General features: G+C 75.0%; 14 protein-coding genes. 6 read left to right on the top strand and 8 right to left on the bottom strand.

Going from position 1 to position 18,108, the window contains the following annotated elements; genetic code table 11:
* Window position 1 precedes the first annotated feature (1 nt).
* Window positions 2–697: a type 1 glutamine amidotransferase gene (locus J3473_RS19685; RefSeq protein ID WP_207025206.1), complete on the top strand. Its 696-nt coding sequence runs from the start codon at window positions 2–4 to the stop codon at window positions 695–697.
* A 218-nt stretch (window positions 698–915) separates the two neighbouring features.
* The gene (locus J3473_RS18045; RefSeq protein ID WP_207025205.1) at window positions 916–1,869 is read left to right on the top strand and encodes a hypothetical protein; all 954 of its coding nucleotides are present in this window, start codon (window positions 916–918) and stop codon (window positions 1,867–1,869) included.
* Window positions 1,870–1,986: 117 nt separating this feature from the next.
* Here the strand turns inward: J3473_RS18045 and malQ are convergent, their stop codons facing one another.
* The 3 genes from malQ to J3473_RS18030 form a co-directional block, all read right to left on the bottom strand.
* Window positions 1,987–4,116 (bottom strand): 4-alpha-glucanotransferase, encoded by a 2,130-nt coding sequence (malQ, locus tag J3473_RS18040; RefSeq protein ID WP_207025204.1) that lies wholly within the window; start codon window positions 4,114–4,116, stop codon window positions 1,987–1,989.
* A 70-nt stretch (window positions 4,117–4,186) separates the two neighbouring features.
* A complete protein-coding gene (mctP, locus tag J3473_RS18035) occupies window positions 4,187–5,836 on the bottom strand; it encodes a monocarboxylate uptake permease MctP (RefSeq protein ID WP_030529523.1) in 1,650 nt (549 codons plus the stop codon).
* Window positions 5,833–6,156: a DUF3311 domain-containing protein gene (locus J3473_RS18030; protein ID WP_207025203.1), complete on the bottom strand. Its 324-nt coding sequence runs from the start codon at window positions 6,154–6,156 to the stop codon at window positions 5,833–5,835. Before J3473_RS18030 ends, mctP begins: the two co-directional genes overlap by 4 nt.
* A gap of 137 nt (window positions 6,157–6,293) precedes the next feature.
* Here J3473_RS18030 and J3473_RS18025 point away from each other — a divergent pair, with 137 nt between their 5' ends.
* Together J3473_RS18025 and J3473_RS18020 are read left to right on the top strand one after the other, a co-directional pair.
* Window positions 6,294–7,091 carry a PIG-L family deacetylase gene (locus J3473_RS18025; protein WP_207025202.1) on the top strand — a complete coding sequence of 266 codons (798 nt, stop codon included), beginning with the start codon at window positions 6,294–6,296 and terminating at the stop codon, window positions 7,089–7,091.
* Window positions 7,092–7,197: 106 nt separating this feature from the next.
* Window positions 7,198–8,010 carry an SGNH/GDSL hydrolase family protein gene (locus J3473_RS18020; protein WP_207025201.1) on the top strand — a complete coding sequence of 271 codons (813 nt, stop codon included), beginning with the start codon at window positions 7,198–7,200 and terminating at the stop codon, window positions 8,008–8,010.
* Window positions 8,011–8,028: 18 nt separating this feature from the next.
* Here J3473_RS18020 and J3473_RS18015 read toward each other — a convergent pair whose 3' ends face one another.
* On the bottom strand, window positions 8,029–8,955 hold the full coding sequence (locus tag J3473_RS18015; protein ID WP_207025200.1) for a universal stress protein: 927 nt from the start codon (window positions 8,953–8,955) through the stop codon (window positions 8,029–8,031).
* A gap of 284 nt (window positions 8,956–9,239) precedes the next feature.
* On the opposite strand from J3473_RS18015, the gene J3473_RS18010 reads away from it, so the two are divergent.
* Window positions 9,240–9,911 (top strand): response regulator transcription factor, encoded by a 672-nt coding sequence (locus tag J3473_RS18010; protein ID WP_207025199.1) that lies wholly within the window; start codon window positions 9,240–9,242, stop codon window positions 9,909–9,911.
* Entirely contained in the window at window positions 9,880–10,947 is a 1,068-nt protein-coding gene (locus J3473_RS18005) for a sensor histidine kinase KdpD (RefSeq protein WP_207025198.1), read from the top strand. Before J3473_RS18010 ends, J3473_RS18005 begins: the two co-directional genes overlap by 32 nt.
* Window positions 10,948–10,971: 24 nt before the next feature.
* Here the strand turns inward: J3473_RS18005 and J3473_RS18000 are convergent, their stop codons facing one another.
* From J3473_RS18000 to J3473_RS17985, 4 genes are all read right to left on the bottom strand, one after another.
* Window positions 10,972–12,669 carry a S8 family serine peptidase gene (locus tag J3473_RS18000; RefSeq protein ID WP_207025197.1) on the bottom strand — a complete coding sequence of 566 codons (1,698 nt, stop codon included), beginning with the start codon at window positions 12,667–12,669 and terminating at the stop codon, window positions 10,972–10,974.
* Window positions 12,666–14,513: a copper resistance CopC family protein gene (locus J3473_RS17995; protein WP_207025196.1), complete on the bottom strand. Its 1,848-nt coding sequence runs from the start codon at window positions 14,511–14,513 to the stop codon at window positions 12,666–12,668. The genes J3473_RS18000 and J3473_RS17995 overlap by 4 nt, the downstream gene beginning before the upstream one ends.
* The gene (locus J3473_RS17990) at window positions 14,510–15,016 is read right to left on the bottom strand and encodes a hypothetical protein (protein WP_207025195.1); all 507 of its coding nucleotides are present in this window, start codon (window positions 15,014–15,016) and stop codon (window positions 14,510–14,512) included. Before J3473_RS17990 ends, J3473_RS17995 begins: the two co-directional genes overlap by 4 nt.
* A gap of 70 nt (window positions 15,017–15,086) precedes the next feature.
* Window positions 15,087–18,098: a multicopper oxidase domain-containing protein gene (locus tag J3473_RS17985; protein ID WP_207025194.1), complete on the bottom strand. Its 3,012-nt coding sequence runs from the start codon at window positions 18,096–18,098 to the stop codon at window positions 15,087–15,089.
* Window positions 18,099–18,108 lie beyond the last annotated feature (10 nt).

The following is an 18,108-nucleotide window of genomic DNA, read 5'->3' as shown; positions in this document are numbered from 1 at the left end:
CGTGCCGCGGCTCCTCGTCGTCCAGCACGAGCCGGACGCCCCTCCGGCGTGGCTCGGCGAGTGGTGGGCCGCGCTCGGCGTCGGGCTCGAGGTCGTCCGCGGGGACCTCGGGGAACCGGTGCCCGCGCGCCTCGCCGACGGCGGCCACGACGGGCTCGTCGTCCTCGGCGGGGCGATGGGCGCGAACGACGACGCCGAGCACCCCTGGCTCACCCCGACCAAGGCGCTGCTGCGCGACACCGCCCGCGCCGGCGAGCCGGTGCTCGGCGTGTGCCTCGGCCACCAGCTCGCCGCCGTGGCGCTCGGCGGCCGCGCGGGGCCGAACCCGTCGGGTCGGACCATCGGGGTCGCACCGGTCGCGCTGACCCGCGAGGGCGCGGCCGACCCGCTGCTCGGGGGTTCGGCGGGGGCGCCGGCGGTGCACTACAACGACGACGTCGTGCTCGACCTGCCGCCGGGCGCGACGCTCCTCGCCACGCTGCCGGACGGTCGGCCGCAGGCGCTGCGGCTCGGGCTGCGGGCGTGGTCGGTGCAGTTCCACCCCGAGACCTCCCCGGAGTTGTTCGCGGACTGGGTGCGCGCCGAGCCCGACTCCGCCTCCGGGACCGCGGCCCTCGCCGAGGTCACCGCCGCCCGCGAGGCGCTGCGCACGGCGTGGCAGCCCCTCGCCGGCCGCTTCCTCGCCCAGCTCACCTGACCCCGAGCCACCCACCCCCGCATGGCCGCCGCGACGAGCCCCACGCACCCCGTCGCGGGCTACACCGCAGTAAGTGTCGCCACAGCAGCACTTACTGCGGTGTAGCCCGCGCACTGGGCGGCGTCGGCACCATCCACAGGAGGCGTCGGCGCGCGAGACCGTCCACAGATGCCGCGGCACCTCTGGTGCCGGCGCCCCTCGGGGACGACGGTGCCGGCATGACGACGGAGCTCGAAGCACTCCTTGGCCTGCAGGACCAGCTCGCCACCCGCCAGCAGCTCGCGGCGGCGGGGATGACGCCCAGCACGATCCGCTGGAACGCCGGGCGGCACTGGCGGGTCGTGCTTCCCCGCGTGTACCTGATGGACACGGCGCGCCCGACGCCACGCCAGCGGCTGCGGGCCGCCCTCCTGTGGGCCGGGCCGGAGGCGTCGCTCGCCGGCCGGACGGCGGTCAGGCTGCACGGCCTCACCTCCATGCCCGAGAGGCAGTCCGTCGAGCTCCTCGTCCCGCCTCCGCGACGGAGCCGGAGCGCCGGCTACGCCTCGGTCCGGCGCACCCTCGTCGGGGACGTGCCCCTCGAGCTCAACGGCCTGAGGACCTGCTCCGTCGCCCGGGCCGTGGTCGACGCCGCCGCCGACAGCCGTTCACCACGCGACCGGGAGGCGCTGTTCATCGAGGCGGTGCAGAAGCAGGTCCTCAGCCTGGACGCGCTCGCGGAGTCCGTCTACCGCCTGCGCCCCCGGGACGCCGCCCCACTCATGGCTGCGCTGCGTGCCGCGGGCTCGGGTGCGTGGTCCCAGCCGGAGCACGAGCTGCTCGAGCTGCTCTCGACCTCGACCGTGCTGCCGCAGGCGGAGCCGAACCCGGTGCTGCACGACAGCGAGGGGAAGCGGCTCACCACACCGGATGCCTGGCTGGACGACGTCGCCGTCGCGATCATGGTCCACTCGCACACCCATCACGCGCAGGGGGACGCCTGGGACGCCACGGTCAGCGCGGACGCCGACCTCGTGGCCGCGGGCGTCGTGGTCGTGGGCATCACCCCCCGGCAGGTCCGACGATCGCCGGCTCTCGTGCTCGCGCGCGTCGAGCAGACGTGGCGCACCGCACGCCTGCGCCCCCGCCCGCCCGTCGTGGCCTCGCACGTGACGACGCAGTCCTGGACCTGACTCGGCATCACCGCAGAGGCATTCAGCACCCTTCGCGCGAGCACCGCACCGCGGGCTACACCGCAGTAAGTGTCGCCACAGCAGCACTTACTGCGGTGTAGCCGGGACCGGACGGGGTCAGGGGGTGCGGAGGGCGGTGAAGAGGGCCTCGGCGAGGGGTGCCTCGCGGATGTCGTCGAGGTCGACCGGGGTGCCGTCCGGGCCGGCGAGCGGCAGCCGCCAGTTGGGGTACTCGTCGTTGGTCCCCGGCTGGTTGATGGCCCGACGGTCACCGACGAGGTCGGGCAGCGCGACGGCGAGCATCCGGCTCGGGGTGCGGGCCAGCCAGCGGTGCAGGGCCACGACGGTCTCGTCGACGTCCGCGTCGGCCGCGAGCAGCCCGCGCTCCGCGAGCGCCGCGCGCACCCGCCCGATGGCTGCCTGCTCGACCTCGCGCTCCTCCTCGACCGGCCGGGTCAGCAGCCCGAGCCGCTCGCGCACCGCCACGTGCTCGAGGGTCAGGTACCCCGCGGTCGGCGGCAGGTCGTGCACCGTGACCGTCGAGAGGCACAGGTCGCGGTAGGACTCCGGCTGGCGCACGGTGTCGTCGTCCCACTCGAACCACAGGATGGACGTGCCGAGCAGCCCGCGCTCGAGGAGGACGTCGCGGACGTTGGGCGCGACGACCCCGAGGTCCTCGCCGATGACGACGGCGCCCGCGCGCTGCGCCTCGAGGACGAGGATGCCGAGCAGCGCCTCGTGGTCGTAGTAGACGTAGGTGCCGTCGACGGGCGAGCCGCCGGCCGGGATCCACCAGAGGCGGAACAGCCCGAGGATGTGGTCGACCCGGATGCCGCCGGAGTCGCGCAGCACGGTCCGCACCATGTCGCGGAACGGCGCGTACCCGAGCTCCGCGAGCCGGTCGGGGCGCCACGGCGGCTGGCTCCAGTTCTGGCCGAGCTGGTTGAACGGGTCCGGCGGCGCGCCGACGGTGACGCCGCGGGCCAGCGCGTCCCCGAGGCCCCACGCGTCGGCACCCACCGGGTGCACCCCGACGGCGAGGTCGTGGACGACGCCGAGCGTCATCCCGGCCGCCGTCGCCTCGCGCTGCGCCCCGGCGAGCTGCTCCTCGAGGAGCCACTGCATCCACCGGTGGAAGTCGACGTCGTCGGCGTGGGCGGCGGCGAACGCGCGCACGCCCGGCCCGTCGGGGTCCTGGAGGTCGGCCGACCACTGCGTGAACGGCAGCCCGTGGACGTCGGCGAGGGCGCACCACGTGGCGAAGTGCAGCAGCCCCTCCCCCTCGCGGGCGCAGAACTCCTCGAAGGCGTCCGCCCGCGCGCCGGAGCGCCCGGCGTCGAAGACGAGCCGCAGCGCCTCGCGCTTGACCGTCCACGCGGCGTCGCGGTCGATGCGGTCGCCGTCGTTGAGCGCCCGCCCCCGCGCGGCGAGCCCGAGGAAGGTCCGGTGCGCCGTCGCGTCGAGCGAGGCGACCTCGGGGACGTCCTCGACGTGGAGGTAGAGCGGGTTGACGAACCGGCGGGTCGTCGGCAGGTAGGGCGAGGCCTCCATCGGCGTCACAGGCTCGGCCGCGTGCAGCGGGTTGACGAGGACGAAGTCGGCGTCGTGCGCGGCGGCGGCCCACGTCGCGAGGCCGGCGAGGTCGCGCAGGTCGCCGACGCCCCAGGTCGTCGCCGAGCGCACCTGGTAGAGCTGGGCCATGAGCCCGACGACCCGGCGCGACGCGACCGGCTCGGGCAGCTCGAGCCGCTCCGGCGTGACGACGAGGGTCGCGGTGGCCGACGCGGCCTCGAGCGGCTCGGCGTCCCCGACGGCCACGAGCCGGTGCCACCCGAGCGGGAGGTCGGCCGGCAGCTCGAAGGTCGCCTCCCCCAGCGGCACCCCGTCGACGACGCGGTCCGGCACCCAGCGGTCGACCTGCGCCGCCTCGACCCGTCCCCCGTCCTCGAGCTCGACGACGAGCCCGACGCCCGACCCGGCGGGCACGTGCACCTGCACCTGCGCGGTGCGCCCGGCGCGGGTGACGACGGTCGGGGGCAGCGTGCGCCGCCACGGCCGGTCGGCGTGGTCGGCGAGCGCGACCTCGACCGCGGCGTCGTCCGAGGCCTCGACCCCGAGCGCCGCGAGCACCGCGACGATCGACGACGTGGGCACGACGACGTGCTGCCCCCGCCAGTCCCAGTACTCGGTGGCGACGCCGTGCGCCTGGGCGAGCTCGACGAGCCGGGGCGACGGGGTGGGCTGCATGCCCCCATCCTGCCAACGGCAGGGGCGGGCGCGGACTCCCGGTCCGCGCCCGCCCCCGTGCCGTCCCGGGTCAGGGGTTCGGCGTCTCCTGGTGCAGCGGCTGGAGCACCTTCTGGACCCGCGGGTCACCGGCGTCGGCGAAGTAGTCGCCGCGGATGGTCTCGTCCTCGCCCTCGGGGGCCTTGGCCGCCCGGAGCACGAACGTGCCGAGCACCGCCACGACGAGGTTGAGCGCGAACGCCGTCACCGCGATGTAGCCCATCTGCCCGATGAAGGGGATCTCCGAGAGCGAGCCACCGAAGTGGTTGATGCCCGCGCGCGGGTTGGCGACCTGCCACGCCTGCCAGGTGCCGTAGACCATCCCGACGGCCCAGCCGGCGGTCAGCGCCCAGCGGTGCAGCCAGCGGGTGTAGAGCCCGAGGACGACGGCCGGGAAGGTCTGGAGGATCCAGATGCCGCCGAGCAGCTGGAAGTTGATGGCGTTCTGCTTGTCGAGCGCGAGGACGAAGACGAGCGCGAACGCCTTGACGAGCAGCGACACGAGCTTGGAGACCTTGGCCTCCTGCTGCGGCGTCGCGTCGGGCTTGAGCCACTCCTTGTAGATGTTCCGCGTGAAGGTGTTGGCCGCCGCGATGGACATGATCGCCGCGGGCACGAGCGCCCCGATGGCGATGGCCGCGAAGGCGACACCCGCGAACCACGACGGGAACGAGTCCTCGAACAGCTGCGGGATGACCAGCTGCGCGTTCGGCTTGCCGTCGAGCCCGATCGGCTTGGTCCCCGCGGCGATGGCGACCCAGCCGAGCAGGGCGAGCAGGCCGAGCACGAACGAGTACGCCGGCAGGATGGATGCGTTGCGGCGGATCGTGTTGCGGTCCTTGGCCGACAGGCTGGCCGTCACCGAGTGCGGGTACATGAAGAGCGCGAGCGCCGACCCGAGCCCCAGCGTCGCGTAGGCCCAGTGCGCCTGCGCCCCGGGCACGAAGGCGCCGGTCGGCTTGCCGTCGGTCGGGTTGGGCGTGGCCATCTTCTGCTCGGCCGCCGAGAAGATCGCGTCCCAGCCACCGAACTTCGAGGGCAGGTAGACGATCGCCACGATGATGACGAGGTAGATGAGGAAGTCCTTGACGAACGCGATGACGGCCGGCGCACGCAGGCCGCTCGAGTAGGTGTAGGCCGCGAGCAGCGCGAAGGCGATGAACAGCGGCGCGTCCTTGGCGATGATGTTGCTGCCGCCGCCGAGGCCGACGACCTCGAGCACCGCCTGGATGCCGACGAGCTGCAACGCGATGTACGGCATCGTCGCGAGGAAGCCGGTGACGGCCACGGCGAGCGAGAGCCCGCGCGAGCCGAAGCGTCCGCGCACGAAGTCGGCCGTCGTCACGTACCCGTGCCGGTGGCTGACCGACCACAGGCGCGCCATGAAGACGAAGATGATCGGGTAGAGGACGATCGTGTAGGGCACCGCGAAGAAGCCCGAGACCGCCCCTGCGGCGAACATCGCCGCCGGCACCGCGACGAAGGTGTACGCGGTGTAGAGGTCGCCGCCGAGCAGGAACCACGTGATCCACGTGCCGAACGAGCGTCCGCCGAGACCCCACTCGTCGAGGGACTCCATCGACGTCGGTCGCCGCCAGCGGGTCGCGAGGAAGCCCATGACGGTGACGAGGAGGAAGAGGACGGTGAGGACGGCCAGCGCGACGCCGTCGACCCCGCTCACGCCTGCTCCCCCGTCCGGTCGCCGGCGCCGTGGCCGGTCATCGGGCGGTGCGGGCGGGCGCGCAGCACGATCCGGTAGGCCGTGTACGTGAGCGCCGAGCAGAGGAAGACCCAGAGGAACTGGTACCAGATGAAGAAGGGGAAGCCCCACAGCCGCGGCTCGACGCGGCTGTAGCTGCCGACCCAGAGCAGCGCGACGACGGGCAGCGCGAGGAGCACGCCGGCGACGGCGAGCAGCTTCTTGTTCGCGGGCGGCACGGTGTCGTGGTCGACGGCGCCTGCGCCGCCCTCCCCGTCGTGCCCGGTGTGGACGTTGCTCATGGACCCTCCTGGGACCCCCGGTGGAGGTCCGGCGGCGACCGGACCACCCGACACCGTAGGGACTGGTGGGGCGTGTGGGGAGTTTCCGCGCCGGTCGGTGTCCGACGACGTCGGTGGGCCTCGGCATGATGGGCGGCGTGTCGACCATCGTCTTCCTCCACGCCCACCCCGACGACGAGGCCTCGCAGACCTCCGGCACGATGGCCCGCGCCGTCGACGAGGGGCACCGCGTCGTCCTCGTCGTCGCGACCAACGGCGACCACGGCACCGCGCCCGACGACCTCGCCGAGGGCGAGACGGTCGTCGAACGGCGCCGGGCGGAGCTCGCCGCGTCCGCCGCGGCCATCGGCCTGCACCGCGTGGTGTGGCTCGGCTACGCCGACTCCGGGATGACCGGGTGGGAGCAGAACGCCCACGAGGGCGCGTTCACCGGCGCCGACCTCGACGAGGCCGCGCGCCGGTTCGCGGACGTCCTCGACGAGGAGGACGCCGACGTCGCCGTCGGCTACGACTGGCACGGGGGCTACGGCCACCCCGACCACGTCCAGGTCCACCGGGTCCTGTACCGGGGCGTCGAGCTGGCCGCCCGCCGCCCGCGGGTCCTCGAGTCCTCGATGAACCGCGACGCCATGCGCCGGATGTACGAGCTGGCGAAGGCCGCGGGCCGCGACGACGACTGGGACCCCGACCGGCCGATGGACGACGGCAACCCGATGGGCACGCCCGAGGCCGAGCTGCACTGGAGGGTCGACGTCCGCCCGCAGCTCGAGCGCAAGCGGACCGCGCTCGGCGCGCACGCCAGCCAGACGAGCGACGTGGGCATGATGCTCGCGATGCCGTTGGAGGTGTTCGAGGCCGTGTTCGGGTTCGAGCACTACCTCGAGCCGGGCCGCGCGGCCGGGCTCGTCGACGGCTGGCCCTTCGCCGTGGCCTGAGCCCGACGCCGGGTCGACGCTCCGGTTGCGAGGGGTGCCGACCGGGTCCACGCTGCAGGGGCCCGGGGCGGCGAGCCGCCCGCGACACCGCACGAAGGAGTGCCCGTTGCCCGTTCGTCCCCGCCTGCGCTCGCTCGCCGCCGCCGTCGCGGCCCTGCCCCTCGCCCTGGCCGCCACCGCCCTCCCGTCCGCGGCTGCTGCCGAGCCGGACCAGTACGTCGCGCTCGGCGACTCCTACGCCGCGGGCAACGGCACCGGCTGGCCCGACCTCAGCCTCTCCTGCTACCGCAGCAGCCTCGCGTACGCACCCCTCGTCGCGAAGGCCCGCCCGAACACGAGCCTGACCTTCCGGGCGTGCTCGGGCGCCGAGACCGGTGACGTGACGGGCGGCCAGACCGCGGCCCTGTCGTCCTCGACCGACTTCGTGACGGTGAGCATCGGCGGCAACGACGTCGGGTTCGTCGACCTCATCCTCAGCTGCGTCAACAGCTGGGACGAGCTGCTCTGCCGCTCGACGGTCGCGAAGGTCGACGCCCGCATCGACGCCGAGCTGCCTGCGAAGCTCGACGCGACGTACGCCGACATCCGCACCCGCGCCCCCGGCGCGAAGGTCATGGTCGTCGGCTACCCGAAGCCCTTCGGCGGCGCCGTCTCGTGCAGCCAGGCGAGCGGCGTGAACACCCGCGAGGCCGGGCTGCTCGACGGCGTCTCCGCGCACCTCGACCGCGTCCTCGCCGCCCGGGCGAAGGCCGCGGGCTTCACCTACCTCGACCCCGCCGCCACCTTCACCGGTCACGAGGTCTGCTCGGCGACGCCGTTCGTCTGGGGCAAGAAGACCGGCCTGCTCGACATCTACCACCCGACGAGGGCCGGGTACCGCGACGGCTTCGCGCCGCTGGTCCGGGCCGCGATGGGCTGAGCGGCCGCGCCGCCGCACTCAGTGGACGACGGCGACCGGCCGGGTCGTCCGCTGCACCACGGTGCGGCTGACGCCGCCCATGAGGAGCCCGGCGAAGCCGCCCCTGCCCCGCCGCCCGACGACGACGAGGTCGGCGTCGACCTCGTCGGCCACGTCGAGGACGGCGCGGGCCGGCCGGTCGTTGCGGACGACGACGGCCACCTCGACGTCCGGGTGGGCCGCCCCGGCCTCGGCCAGGTCCGCGCGGGTGGCTGCCCCCACGCGCTCCTCGACCCGGGACCAGCGGTCGGTCCCGGGCTCGGTGACGACGACGCCGTCCTCGACCTCGACCGTCCAGGCCGTCACGGCGGTGACGACGCCACCGACGGACGCGGCCTCGTCCACCGCGTGGGCGAGGGCGCGACCCCCGGCGTCGCTGCCGTCGGCCCCGACGACCACCCGGTGCGGTTCCACCGGCGGCAGCGACTCGGGCACGACGACGACCGTCCCGTGCCCGTGGGCCACGACCGCGAGCGCGGTCGACCCGAGGACGAGGCGCTCCAGCCGGTCGTGGGTGGAGGCGCCGACGACCACCGTGGCGCGCTCCGAGAGGTGGACGAGGACACCGGCCGGTGACCCCACGGGGGTGCGGACACCGACCTCGAGGCCCGGGTGGCGCTCACGCAGCACGGCCGCGAGCCCGTCGAGCCGGGCCCGCTCGGCCACCTCGAGCTGTTCGCCGAACCACGGCGCCTCGGTCGCCAGCACCGAGTACGGCGCGAGCACGGGGCCGATCTCGACGACGTGCACGAGGTCGAGCCGCACCCCCTGCCGCACCGCGCAGGCCGCGGCCCACGCGAGGACGGCCGCCTCGTGGGCGGAGCCGTCGAGCGCGGCGACGACCGGTGGGCGGGCCGGTCCCTCGGGACCCCGGCCCGACTGCTGCGAGAGCACGTTCTCGGCCATGACCCCAGCGTCCTCCGCCGGCGGCCGGTGACGCAGTCTCGTGGGTCACAGCGAGCGCGTGGAACCGGTCACGGCGACCGTCGAGGATGGCTCCACCGAGGCAGGGTGGTCGCCGTGACCGTCGGCCGGGCGGGGCACCCGGACGTCGCTCCCCAGTGGGCCCAGCGTGCTCCGCGAGCCCCCCGAGCCGCCAGCACCGGGGATCGATTATCACGAATGTCTTACGCGAAGGTCATGGGAAGGTTAGCCTCGCGTCAGCAAGTGGTCATGAGAGGTGGCACTGCGTGGCTGACATCCTCATCGTGGACGACGAGGTCCGACTGCGCACGCTGCTCAGCCGGACCCTGGTCGCAGCCGGTCACCGTCCGCTCACGGCAGCGGACGGCGCCGAAGCCTGCCAGACGGTCCGCTCCCGCACCGTCGACCTCGTGCTCCTCGACCTCGTCATGCCCGGGATGGACGGCCTGACCGTCCTGCGGCACGTCCAGCAGATCGACGCTCCCCCGCCGGTCATCGTCCTGTCGGGGGTCGGCGACGTCGGCACCCGCGTCCAGGCGATCAACGAGGGGGCGACCGACTTCCTCACCAAGCCGTTCGTCACCGCCGAGCTCCTCGCCCGCGTCAACCGCCACCTCGGGGTGCCGCGGACGGTCTCCGAGTCCGGGCGCTTCCTCACCCACGGGGACCTCAGCCTCGACACCCGCCGGCGGGTGCTCATCACGCCGGAGGGCACACGCTCCCTCAGCGAGCGGGAGGCCGCGGTGCTCGCCTACCTCCTGCGGCGCGAGGGCGACGTCTGCACGCGCGAGGAGCTGCTCAAGGACATCTGGGGTTTCGACTTCGACCCCGGCAGCAACGTCCTCGAGGTGTGCGTCGCGCGGCTGCGGACGAAGATCGGGGACCCGTCGACGATCGAGACCGTCCGTGGTGTGGGGTACTGCGTCGCGGAGGTGTGAGGAGGGCCGCGCCGGCGCCCTCTTCCTGCTCTGGCTGGGCATCCTCGTCGTCTGCGGGCTCTTCCTCCTCCTCGTGCCGAGCGTCGAGCTCGCCGCCGTCGAGATCGTCGTCCTCTCCTTCGCCGTGCTCTACGGCTTCGGCTCGTGGCCGGTCGTGCGGACGGTGGTGTCGGTCAGCGCCTTCGCCGTCGTCGCGGCGGCGATCATGCTGCCCCGCGTCCTGCGTGGGGACCTCCCGGCCGTCGAGCTCGTCGAGGTCGTCACCCCCGTCGTCCTCGCAGCCGTCGTCACCTACCACGTGCGCCGGCGCGACGACGCCATCGAGACCGCCGAGGCCCTCGCCGCGGCCGACCGGCGCCGGGCGCGGGCGCGCGAGCGCCTGGGCCGGATGACCTCGCACGAGCTGCGCACGCCGCTGACCATCGCCCGCGGCTACGTCGACCACCTCGCGGCGAGCGAGCCGGACGACGCCCGCCGCGAGGACCTCACGACGGTGCGCGAGGAGCTGGACCAGCTGACCCGGCTCGCCGACCGGCTCGTGCGCGCCGTCTCGCTCGACCTCGGGGCGCCCGACGTCCCGTCGGACGACGCCGAGCTGCTCGACGACGTGCGTCGGCGCTGGGCGGTCATCACCGACCGCGAGATCGTGGTGCGGGCACAGGCGGGGCCGGTGCCCGTCAACCCGGAACGGCTGCGGGCGGCCCTCGACACCCTCGTCGAGAACTCGGTGCGCTACACCGGGCCCGGCGACCGCATCTGCCTGTTCAGCGAGGCGTTCGAGGACCGGGTCGAGATCGGGGTCGAGGACAGCGGCCCGGGGATGTCCGCCGACCTCGTCACGACGGTGAACCGCGACGACGTCGCGAGCGAGGACGACGAGAACGACGTCTCGGCCCAGCTGCGGGACGCCTACTCGCAGACCGGGTTCGGGCTGCGCATCGTCCAGGGCATCGCGCGGTCGGCGGATGGTCACCTCGTCGCGGGGCGCGGTGCGGACGGCGGCGCCCGCGTCGCCCTCGTCGTCCCGCGCGCCTGAGCCCGCCGGCTCCGCCCGCGGCCGTCAGCGCCGGCGCACGACGACGACGGTCAGCGGAGCGGTCCGCTCGATGCCGCCACCGGTCGCGGTGACGACCAGCGGGTGCACGCCCCGGGTCGCCGACGGCAGGACCCGGAGGAGGAGCCGGGTGCGCCAGGCCCCGGGACCCACCTGCTGCCGCACGAACCGCCACCGGGCCGCGCTCGGGTCGATCCCGCTGAGCGACAGGGAGGTCGCCGCGTCGTAGCCGTCGGTCGGGGTCACCCGCACGATGATCGACGCCGTGGCGCCGGGAGTGAGCGCCACCCGTCGGGGACGCACCACGACGGAGAAGTCGCCGGTCGGCGCGGCCGGGGTGAGGGCGGCGTCCGCGGCCGCGACGTCGACCAGCCCGGCACCGAAGACGTCGTCGGGGCCGGTCGCGCCGAGGTCGCGGGCGGTCGTCGTCAGGGCCGCCGCGAGAGCGTCGGGGGTCGTCGCGGGACGACCCTGCAGCAGGAGCGCCGCCGCCCCGGCGACGTGGGGCGCCGCGATGGAGGTGCCGTCGACCACCTGGTAGGAGCCGTACAGGTCCGCGGAGAGCACGTCGACCCCCGGCGCCACGAGGTCCGGAAAGGGCCGGGTGCGCCCGCCGCAGTCGCTGGGCCCGGTGCTCGAGAACGACCAGAGGGCACCGGAGGTCGTGACGGCACCGACCGAGAGCGCCTCGGGGTAGTTGGCCGGGCTCGCGCTCGTGCCCGCCGCTGCGCCGAAGTTCCCGGCGGCCGCGACGGGGAGGATGCCGGCCGCCCGCAGCGCCGCGAGGTCGGGCTGCACGGCGAGGTCGCATCCCGGGCCGGTGCCGAGCGACCACGAGAGGTCCACGACGTCCGGGGCGTCGTCCGTCGAGGGGTCGTGGTCGGGGTCGAGGACCCACTGGAAGGCCTCGTGGAGCGCCGACAGTGTCGCGGCGCCGCGGTCGTCGAACACCCGTGCCGCCACCCAGCGGGCGCCGGGTGCCATGCCGTACGCGGACCCCGCGTCCTCGCCCCCGACCATGGTCCCGGTGACCGCCGTGCCGTGGCCCAGCAGGTCGACCGGCGCGTCGGGGTGCTCGCCGTAGGGGTCGAACCACGAGCTGCTGCCGCCGCGCCAGGTCGCCGCGAGGTCGGGGTTCGTGAGGTCCACCCCGGAGTCGAGCGACGCGACGACGACCCCGGTGCCGGTGCGTCCGGCGGCCCACACGGCGGGCGCGCCCGTGGCGTCGATCGTCGGCTCGACGGGGACCGCCGCGGGGGTGAGGACGATCCGGTCGGGGACGACGGACGCGACGTCCGGTCGCGCGGCCAGCTCGCGGACGGCGTCCGGCGTGGCGGTGACCGCGACGGCGTCCGTCACCCAGAGCGCGGTGCGCGAGCGGACCTCGCCGCGCCGGGCCAGCCCGTCGACCGCCGCGAGGACGCCTCGCTGGCGGGCGCCCGCGCCCTCGCGCAGCCCGCGCACCAGGGCGGTGCGGCGGGCCCCCTCGGTCCGACCGGCCGCGAGCGCGGACGGCCCGGGACCGTTCTCTCGCAGGCGGACCAGCACGGGAACGACCGCACCGTCCGGTACGCCGGCCAGCATCCTCTCGACCGCCGCGGGCACGACCGGCGGCGCGGCGAGGAGCGGTGCCGCGGGGGCGGCCGGCGCGGCGGCGAGGGCGGTGGCCGCCGCCACCACGGAGACGACGAGCGAGAGCCTCATCGGGAGCCCACCTCCTCCAGGACGGGGACGACGGCCCGGTCGGCACCGTCGGGAGCCGGCTGGTGGGTCCGTCGCCGACGTGCCCACCACAGGCCCGCCGCGAGCACGAGGAGCAGGACGACCGCGGCCGTGACGGCCGCGACGCGCAGCCCCGGCCATCCCGCGGCGCTGCTCCAGGGGACGAGGACGACCGTGGTGCGGGCACCCGCCCGGTGCAGGAGGACCTCGGCGGTCCAGTCCCGCTGCCCGGGGTCGGGGATGCTGGCCTCCCAGCGTCCGGGCTCGGTGCGGGAGAGCACGACCCGGTCCGTCGGGTCGGCGGCGGGGCTCGTCAGCACGCCCTCGGAGACCGCGACCTCCACGCCGGTGACGGGCGCACCCACGGGACGGATGACGGGCTGCGCCCGGACGACGAGACGGGTGCGGCCGGCCACGGGGACGGCGTCGACGGTGACGAACAGCCCGTCGGCGCGCGCGCTCTGCGGGGCGTCGGCGGTGCGGGCCGCCGTGACCTCGCGTGCGGTCGGGACGGCCGTCATGAGGGCGGCGAGGCCGACGGCGACGAGCAGGACGAGCGCCTCGACGAGGACCGTGGTGCGCAGCCGGTGCACCGGGGCGGACCAGTCGCGCCCGAGGCCGAGAACCCTTCCGACCCGGCGCGCGACGCCGGGGTTGACCATGACGGTGTTCCACGCCGCGAGGCCGAGGGCCACGGTGACGACGAGCACCTTGCCGACGACGGCCGGCCCGTAGACCCCGCGGAGCAGTGCGGGCCAGGTCTCGACGTGGGCTCCGGCCTCGTAGAGCCCGGTGGCGAGGAGCACGCCGGACGACACCGCGGCGGTCGGGCTGAAGGCCCGCCACGCGCCGAGCACGACCGCCGACCGCTCGTCCCCCTCGAGCCGGCCGAGCGGACGCAGGGTGAGGGCGAGGACGAGCAGGGCGCCCGCCCAGGCACCGGCCGCCACCACGTGCAGCGTCGCGGCGGCCCACGCCACGACCACACCGCTCGGCAGCGCGGAGGCGTGGCCGACCCATCCGTCCACGGCGACCGCGAGGACGAGGCCACCACCGGCCACCGCGTACCGACCGCGCCACAGCGCACCGTAGGCGACGGCCAGCAGCACCAGGCGCAGCAGCCAGAGGCGGCCCCAGGTGCTCTCCGTCAGGACCTCGCCGAGCGCGCTCGTCCAGGCGTCGGAGCCCACGGCGGAACCGGTCTGCGTCGTCGTCGTGACGAGCGGGGTGGCGACCGCGGCGACGAGCGCGACGGTGGCGCCGAGCGCCCCCGCGGTGACGACGCGCCGTCGGGTCGGGCCGGCGAGCGCCCCGAGCACAGGGACGACCCGGCGCAGCGCGAGCAGGGCCCCGAGCGCGACGAGCGTGCCGGCGAGGTCGAGCCCGCGCAGGAGGACCGGGACGACCGGGGGCAGGGGGCTGTCGGCGTCCGGGAGCCCGTCGGGGCGGAAGCCGCTGCCGAAGACGACCGTGCCCCGGGTGGGGTGACCGTCCGCGGCGACCACCGCCCACGTGACGGTGTAGGTGCCGCGGGCCAGCGGGGGCGTCGTGAGGTGGACGACCCTCTCACCGGGCTCGACCACCACGGTCACCGGCACCCGGCCCTCGGCGCCCTCGAGGGTGAAGCTGCTCGCCGCCGGGGCGATGTCCTCGCCGAACCACAGCGTGAGGGCGGTGCGACCGGTCGCCACCATGCCGCCGTTCGGTGGGTCGGAGCGCTCGAGCGTCGCGTGCGCCGAGGCCGACGGCGCGAGGACGAGCAGCGCCAGCAGCGCGAACAGGGCCGCCACCGCCCCCCGGCGCCCCCCGCCGCGCACCTCGGTCATGCCTGCGCCACGACGTGCTCGAGCCTGACGTCGCCGACGATGATGGTCACCCGCGTGCCGTCGTGGATGGCGTTGCGGGTGTTCGCCATGAGGAAGAAGTACGTCCCGCCGAGGTTGAGCTCGGCCTTGTGGTTGTGCGGCCGCGAGACCATCGCGAGGGTGGCCCCGGTGTCCTCGACGACGAGCACCGGGCGCTTGTCCTCCTGGTGCAGCAGCAGGCTCGCCTTGTCGGGGTCGGTCACCTGGTAGCGCAGCTCGACCATCCCCCCTCCCCCGGTGACCCCGAGGAGGGTGAGCTTCGCTCCGGTGCGGCTCGCGAACTGCTCCGCGGAGACCGCCTCGGTGCCGGAGCGGACGTCGTCGGCGTGCGCCATCACCGCGCGGACGCCGAGCGTCGCCGCGAGCGCCAGCACGACGAGCGCCGCGAGCACGAGGAGGCGATGACGCGTGCGCGACGGTGCGGACGGGGGGACGTGCGGGGCGGGGGCGGTGGCGGTGCTCATCGGTCCTCCTGGTGGTGCGGGACGCCGGCCGCGAGCTCTCTCGCGGCCGGCGCCCCGGGTCGGGGTCGGGTCAGGGCAGGTCGAACGCGTCGACGTCGACGTTGGCGCCGCCCAGCCCGTGCGTCGACCCGTCGAACCAGGTCGACCACACGCCGGCCGTCCGGCGGACGACGTCCTCGTCGGGGACGAGCGCGGCGATGCCGGGCACCCGGGTGGTGTTGGCGGCGAACGAGAACGCCCAGTCGTCCGCGCCGAGCCAGACGAAGCCGTCGGTGTTCGCGGCGTCCGGGATGCCGATCGCGGAGGCGTCGACGACCCGGGTCCAGTGGGTGGTCCCGTCCCAGCGGTAGACGTCCGTCGGGCTGCCGGTGCCTCCGGTGGCGGCGCCGCCCGGCACGGCGGAGGTGCTCACCGAGACGTACAGCGTCGGGTTGGGCCAGGCGCCGACGACGTCGATGGCGTCGACGTTCGCCGTCGCGGGGATGCCCGCGTTCGCCCCGTTGAAGAAGCGCCTCCAGGTGCTGCCGTCGCGGTAGATGACCTCGCGCGGGTTGACCGTGCCCAGGCCGGTGACGACCACGCTCGGGTTGGAGAACGACACGTAGAAGTGCGTCGCGTCCACCCGGGTGAAGCCGTCGACGTTGGCGCTGGTCGGCACCCCGAGCGTGGAGAGCTGGTAGCCCTTGCTCGCCGCGGTGCCGCTCCACCGGAAGACGTCCGAGGTGCGAGCGGGCGCCGGCACACCGGTCGGGTTGACCGCCTGGAGCGTGGCGAACCACAGCGGACGGGTCACCGTGAGTGCCACCGAGCGCGTCGCCGTGTTGCCGGCGCCGTCCCGGACCCGCAGCCGGACCGTCGTGGCGCCCTCGGGGAGCCGGTCGACGGGCAGCTGCCCGCTGAACGAGCCGTCGGCGTTGCGCACGAGCGCCGTTCCCCGACCGACCCCGGGGTCGGTGCCCGCGAAGACCTCGACGAGGGAGAAGCCGGACGGGTCGGCACCGATGGCTCCGGCGCCACCCGAGACCGTCACCGTCGTGGCGCCGGCGGTCGGGTTCGGGGCGACGGCGAAGGCCGCGAGGGTCGGCGCCGTCTTGTCGACGACGAGGTCGACCGACACCGGCTCCGCCCAGTTGCCGGCGGCGTCGTGCCCGTGCACCCAGAGCTTGTGCGTCCCCGCGGACATCTGGCGCACCGTGGCGAGCGGGATGTCGAGGTAGACGTTCTCCGTGCTCGTCGAGAAGGCACCGTCCGCGGCCTCCATCGGGATGCCGGTGCCGTTCGCGCCCGCCGTGTCGAGGAACGCCTCGGCCCGGTCGACGGTGCTCTGGACCGGGTCGAACCCGACGCCGTCACCGGTCAGCTGGTCGGTGAGGGTCGCGACGAGGCGGACGGCCGAGGACGACCCGTTGATCGCCAGCGTGCCGTTGTTCGGGTTCGGCGACACAGACAGGTCGGAGGCCACCGGAGCCGCGTGGTCGATCGCGAGCTGCACGCTCGAGACCGGGCCCCACGCACCGGCGCTGTCGCGCGAGCGCACGGTGACCGCGTGCAGGCCGTCGGGCAGGCCGCTCAGCGCGCTGCCCGGGATCGTCGCGACGAGGCTCGCCACGGGTCCGGTGGTCTCGACGGTCATCGCGGACGCGGTGCCGCCGTCGAGCGACCACTCGGCCCCGGCGATCTCGTGGTTGCCGGTCGCCGAGTCGTTGCCGGTCGCGGAGAGGGCGACCGAGCCCGAGCCGTTGGTGTGGTCGGGGGCGACCTCGAGGCCGGTGGTCGCCGGCCCGACGGTGTCGCTGCCCTGGACGAGCACCGAGCTCCACGGGCCCCAGGCCCCGTCGGCGTCGCGGCCGTGCACGTAGACGACGTGCGGCCCCGGGGGCACGGCGTAGTCGGCGGTGGCGTGCACCGTCGGCGTGCCGGGGGTGCCGGCCATCGCGGTGCCGGAGCCGACCGTGGTGTCGACGAGGTACTCGACGAGGTCGACGGCGCTGCCGCCGGTGCTCTCGTCGCTGACCTCGGCCGTGAGGGTCCCGGCGTCCCAGCGGACACCGGTCGTCACCGGACCGACGTTGTCGACGGGCCCGCCCGAGGCGGCGACGTCGATGAAGGTCACGGCTCCGCCGGTGCCCGCCGCCTGGCCGTTGTGCAGCCCGAGGCCGGCGTCGTAGACGGCCAGCCGGCGGTCGGTGGTGGTCGCGGGCACGTGGACGACCGCGTCGGCGGTCTGCCCCGGCCCGAAGGTGTCGGCGACGAGACGGCGCGAGATGTCCAGTGCGCCACCGTCGTTGAGCAGACGACTGCCGTCGTACGCGATAACGCGCTGGTCGGCGCCGAGCACCGCCATCGAGTGGTAGCCGACGCCGGCGTTGACCCACCGCAGCAGGACGTCCTGCCCGGAGGCCGCGGCCACCGGCTGGATGTCCGGGTGCACCCGGCCGTTGACGAGCTCGTAGCGTGCGACGAACCTGCGCATGTCGAACGCCGCCGGGTCGTTCGCGGTGTTGAGCGCGGGGTCGATCTCCCCGACGACGAGCACCTGCTCGGCGTCGTAGGCCGAGGCCGCGTCGTCGTAGGCACGGCCGCTCGTGGCCGGGCGGACGACGAGCGCGCCGTAGAGGCCCATCGCGACCTGGTGCTGGAAGTTGCCCGTGGGACCCGCCTGGTAGAGGTACGTGCCGGGGCGCGAGGCGGTGAACGAGTACGTGTGCTCGCCACCGGCCGCGGCACCCTCCGTGTCGGGGGCCATCTGCTGCCCGCCGAGCAGCAGCGAGGTCCGCTCGGGCAGCCCGTCGTGGAGGGTGATCGTCACGTGGTCGCCCTCGTCAACCGTGAGGGTGGGTCCTCCGGGCCGCTCGAGCGGGCCGCAGGGCGTGGCCGCGTCGGGGCGCACGCAGTAGCCCCAGACAGGGACGCTCGTCGGTCCGCTCTTGCCGGGCAGGCTCGTCGTGCCGGTCGTCGCCTCCAGGTGGATGTCCACGTCGGCGGCGCTGGCCGACCCGACCGGCCCGAACAGCAGGCCGAGGGCGACCAGGGCCCCGCCGCCGAGCGTCGAGAGAGCGGCCGTGCGCAGGTGCTTCGTCATCGTCGTCCCC

Origin of the sequence: Phycicoccus sp. DTK01 (assembly GCF_017312765.1) — a bacterium.
Classification (GTDB): Bacteria; Actinomycetota; Actinomycetes; order Actinomycetales; family Dermatophilaceae; genus Phycicoccus; species Phycicoccus jejuensis.
The sequence above is the reverse complement of the archived record's forward strand: the minus strand, read 5'-3'. Positions and strand labels throughout refer to the sequence as shown.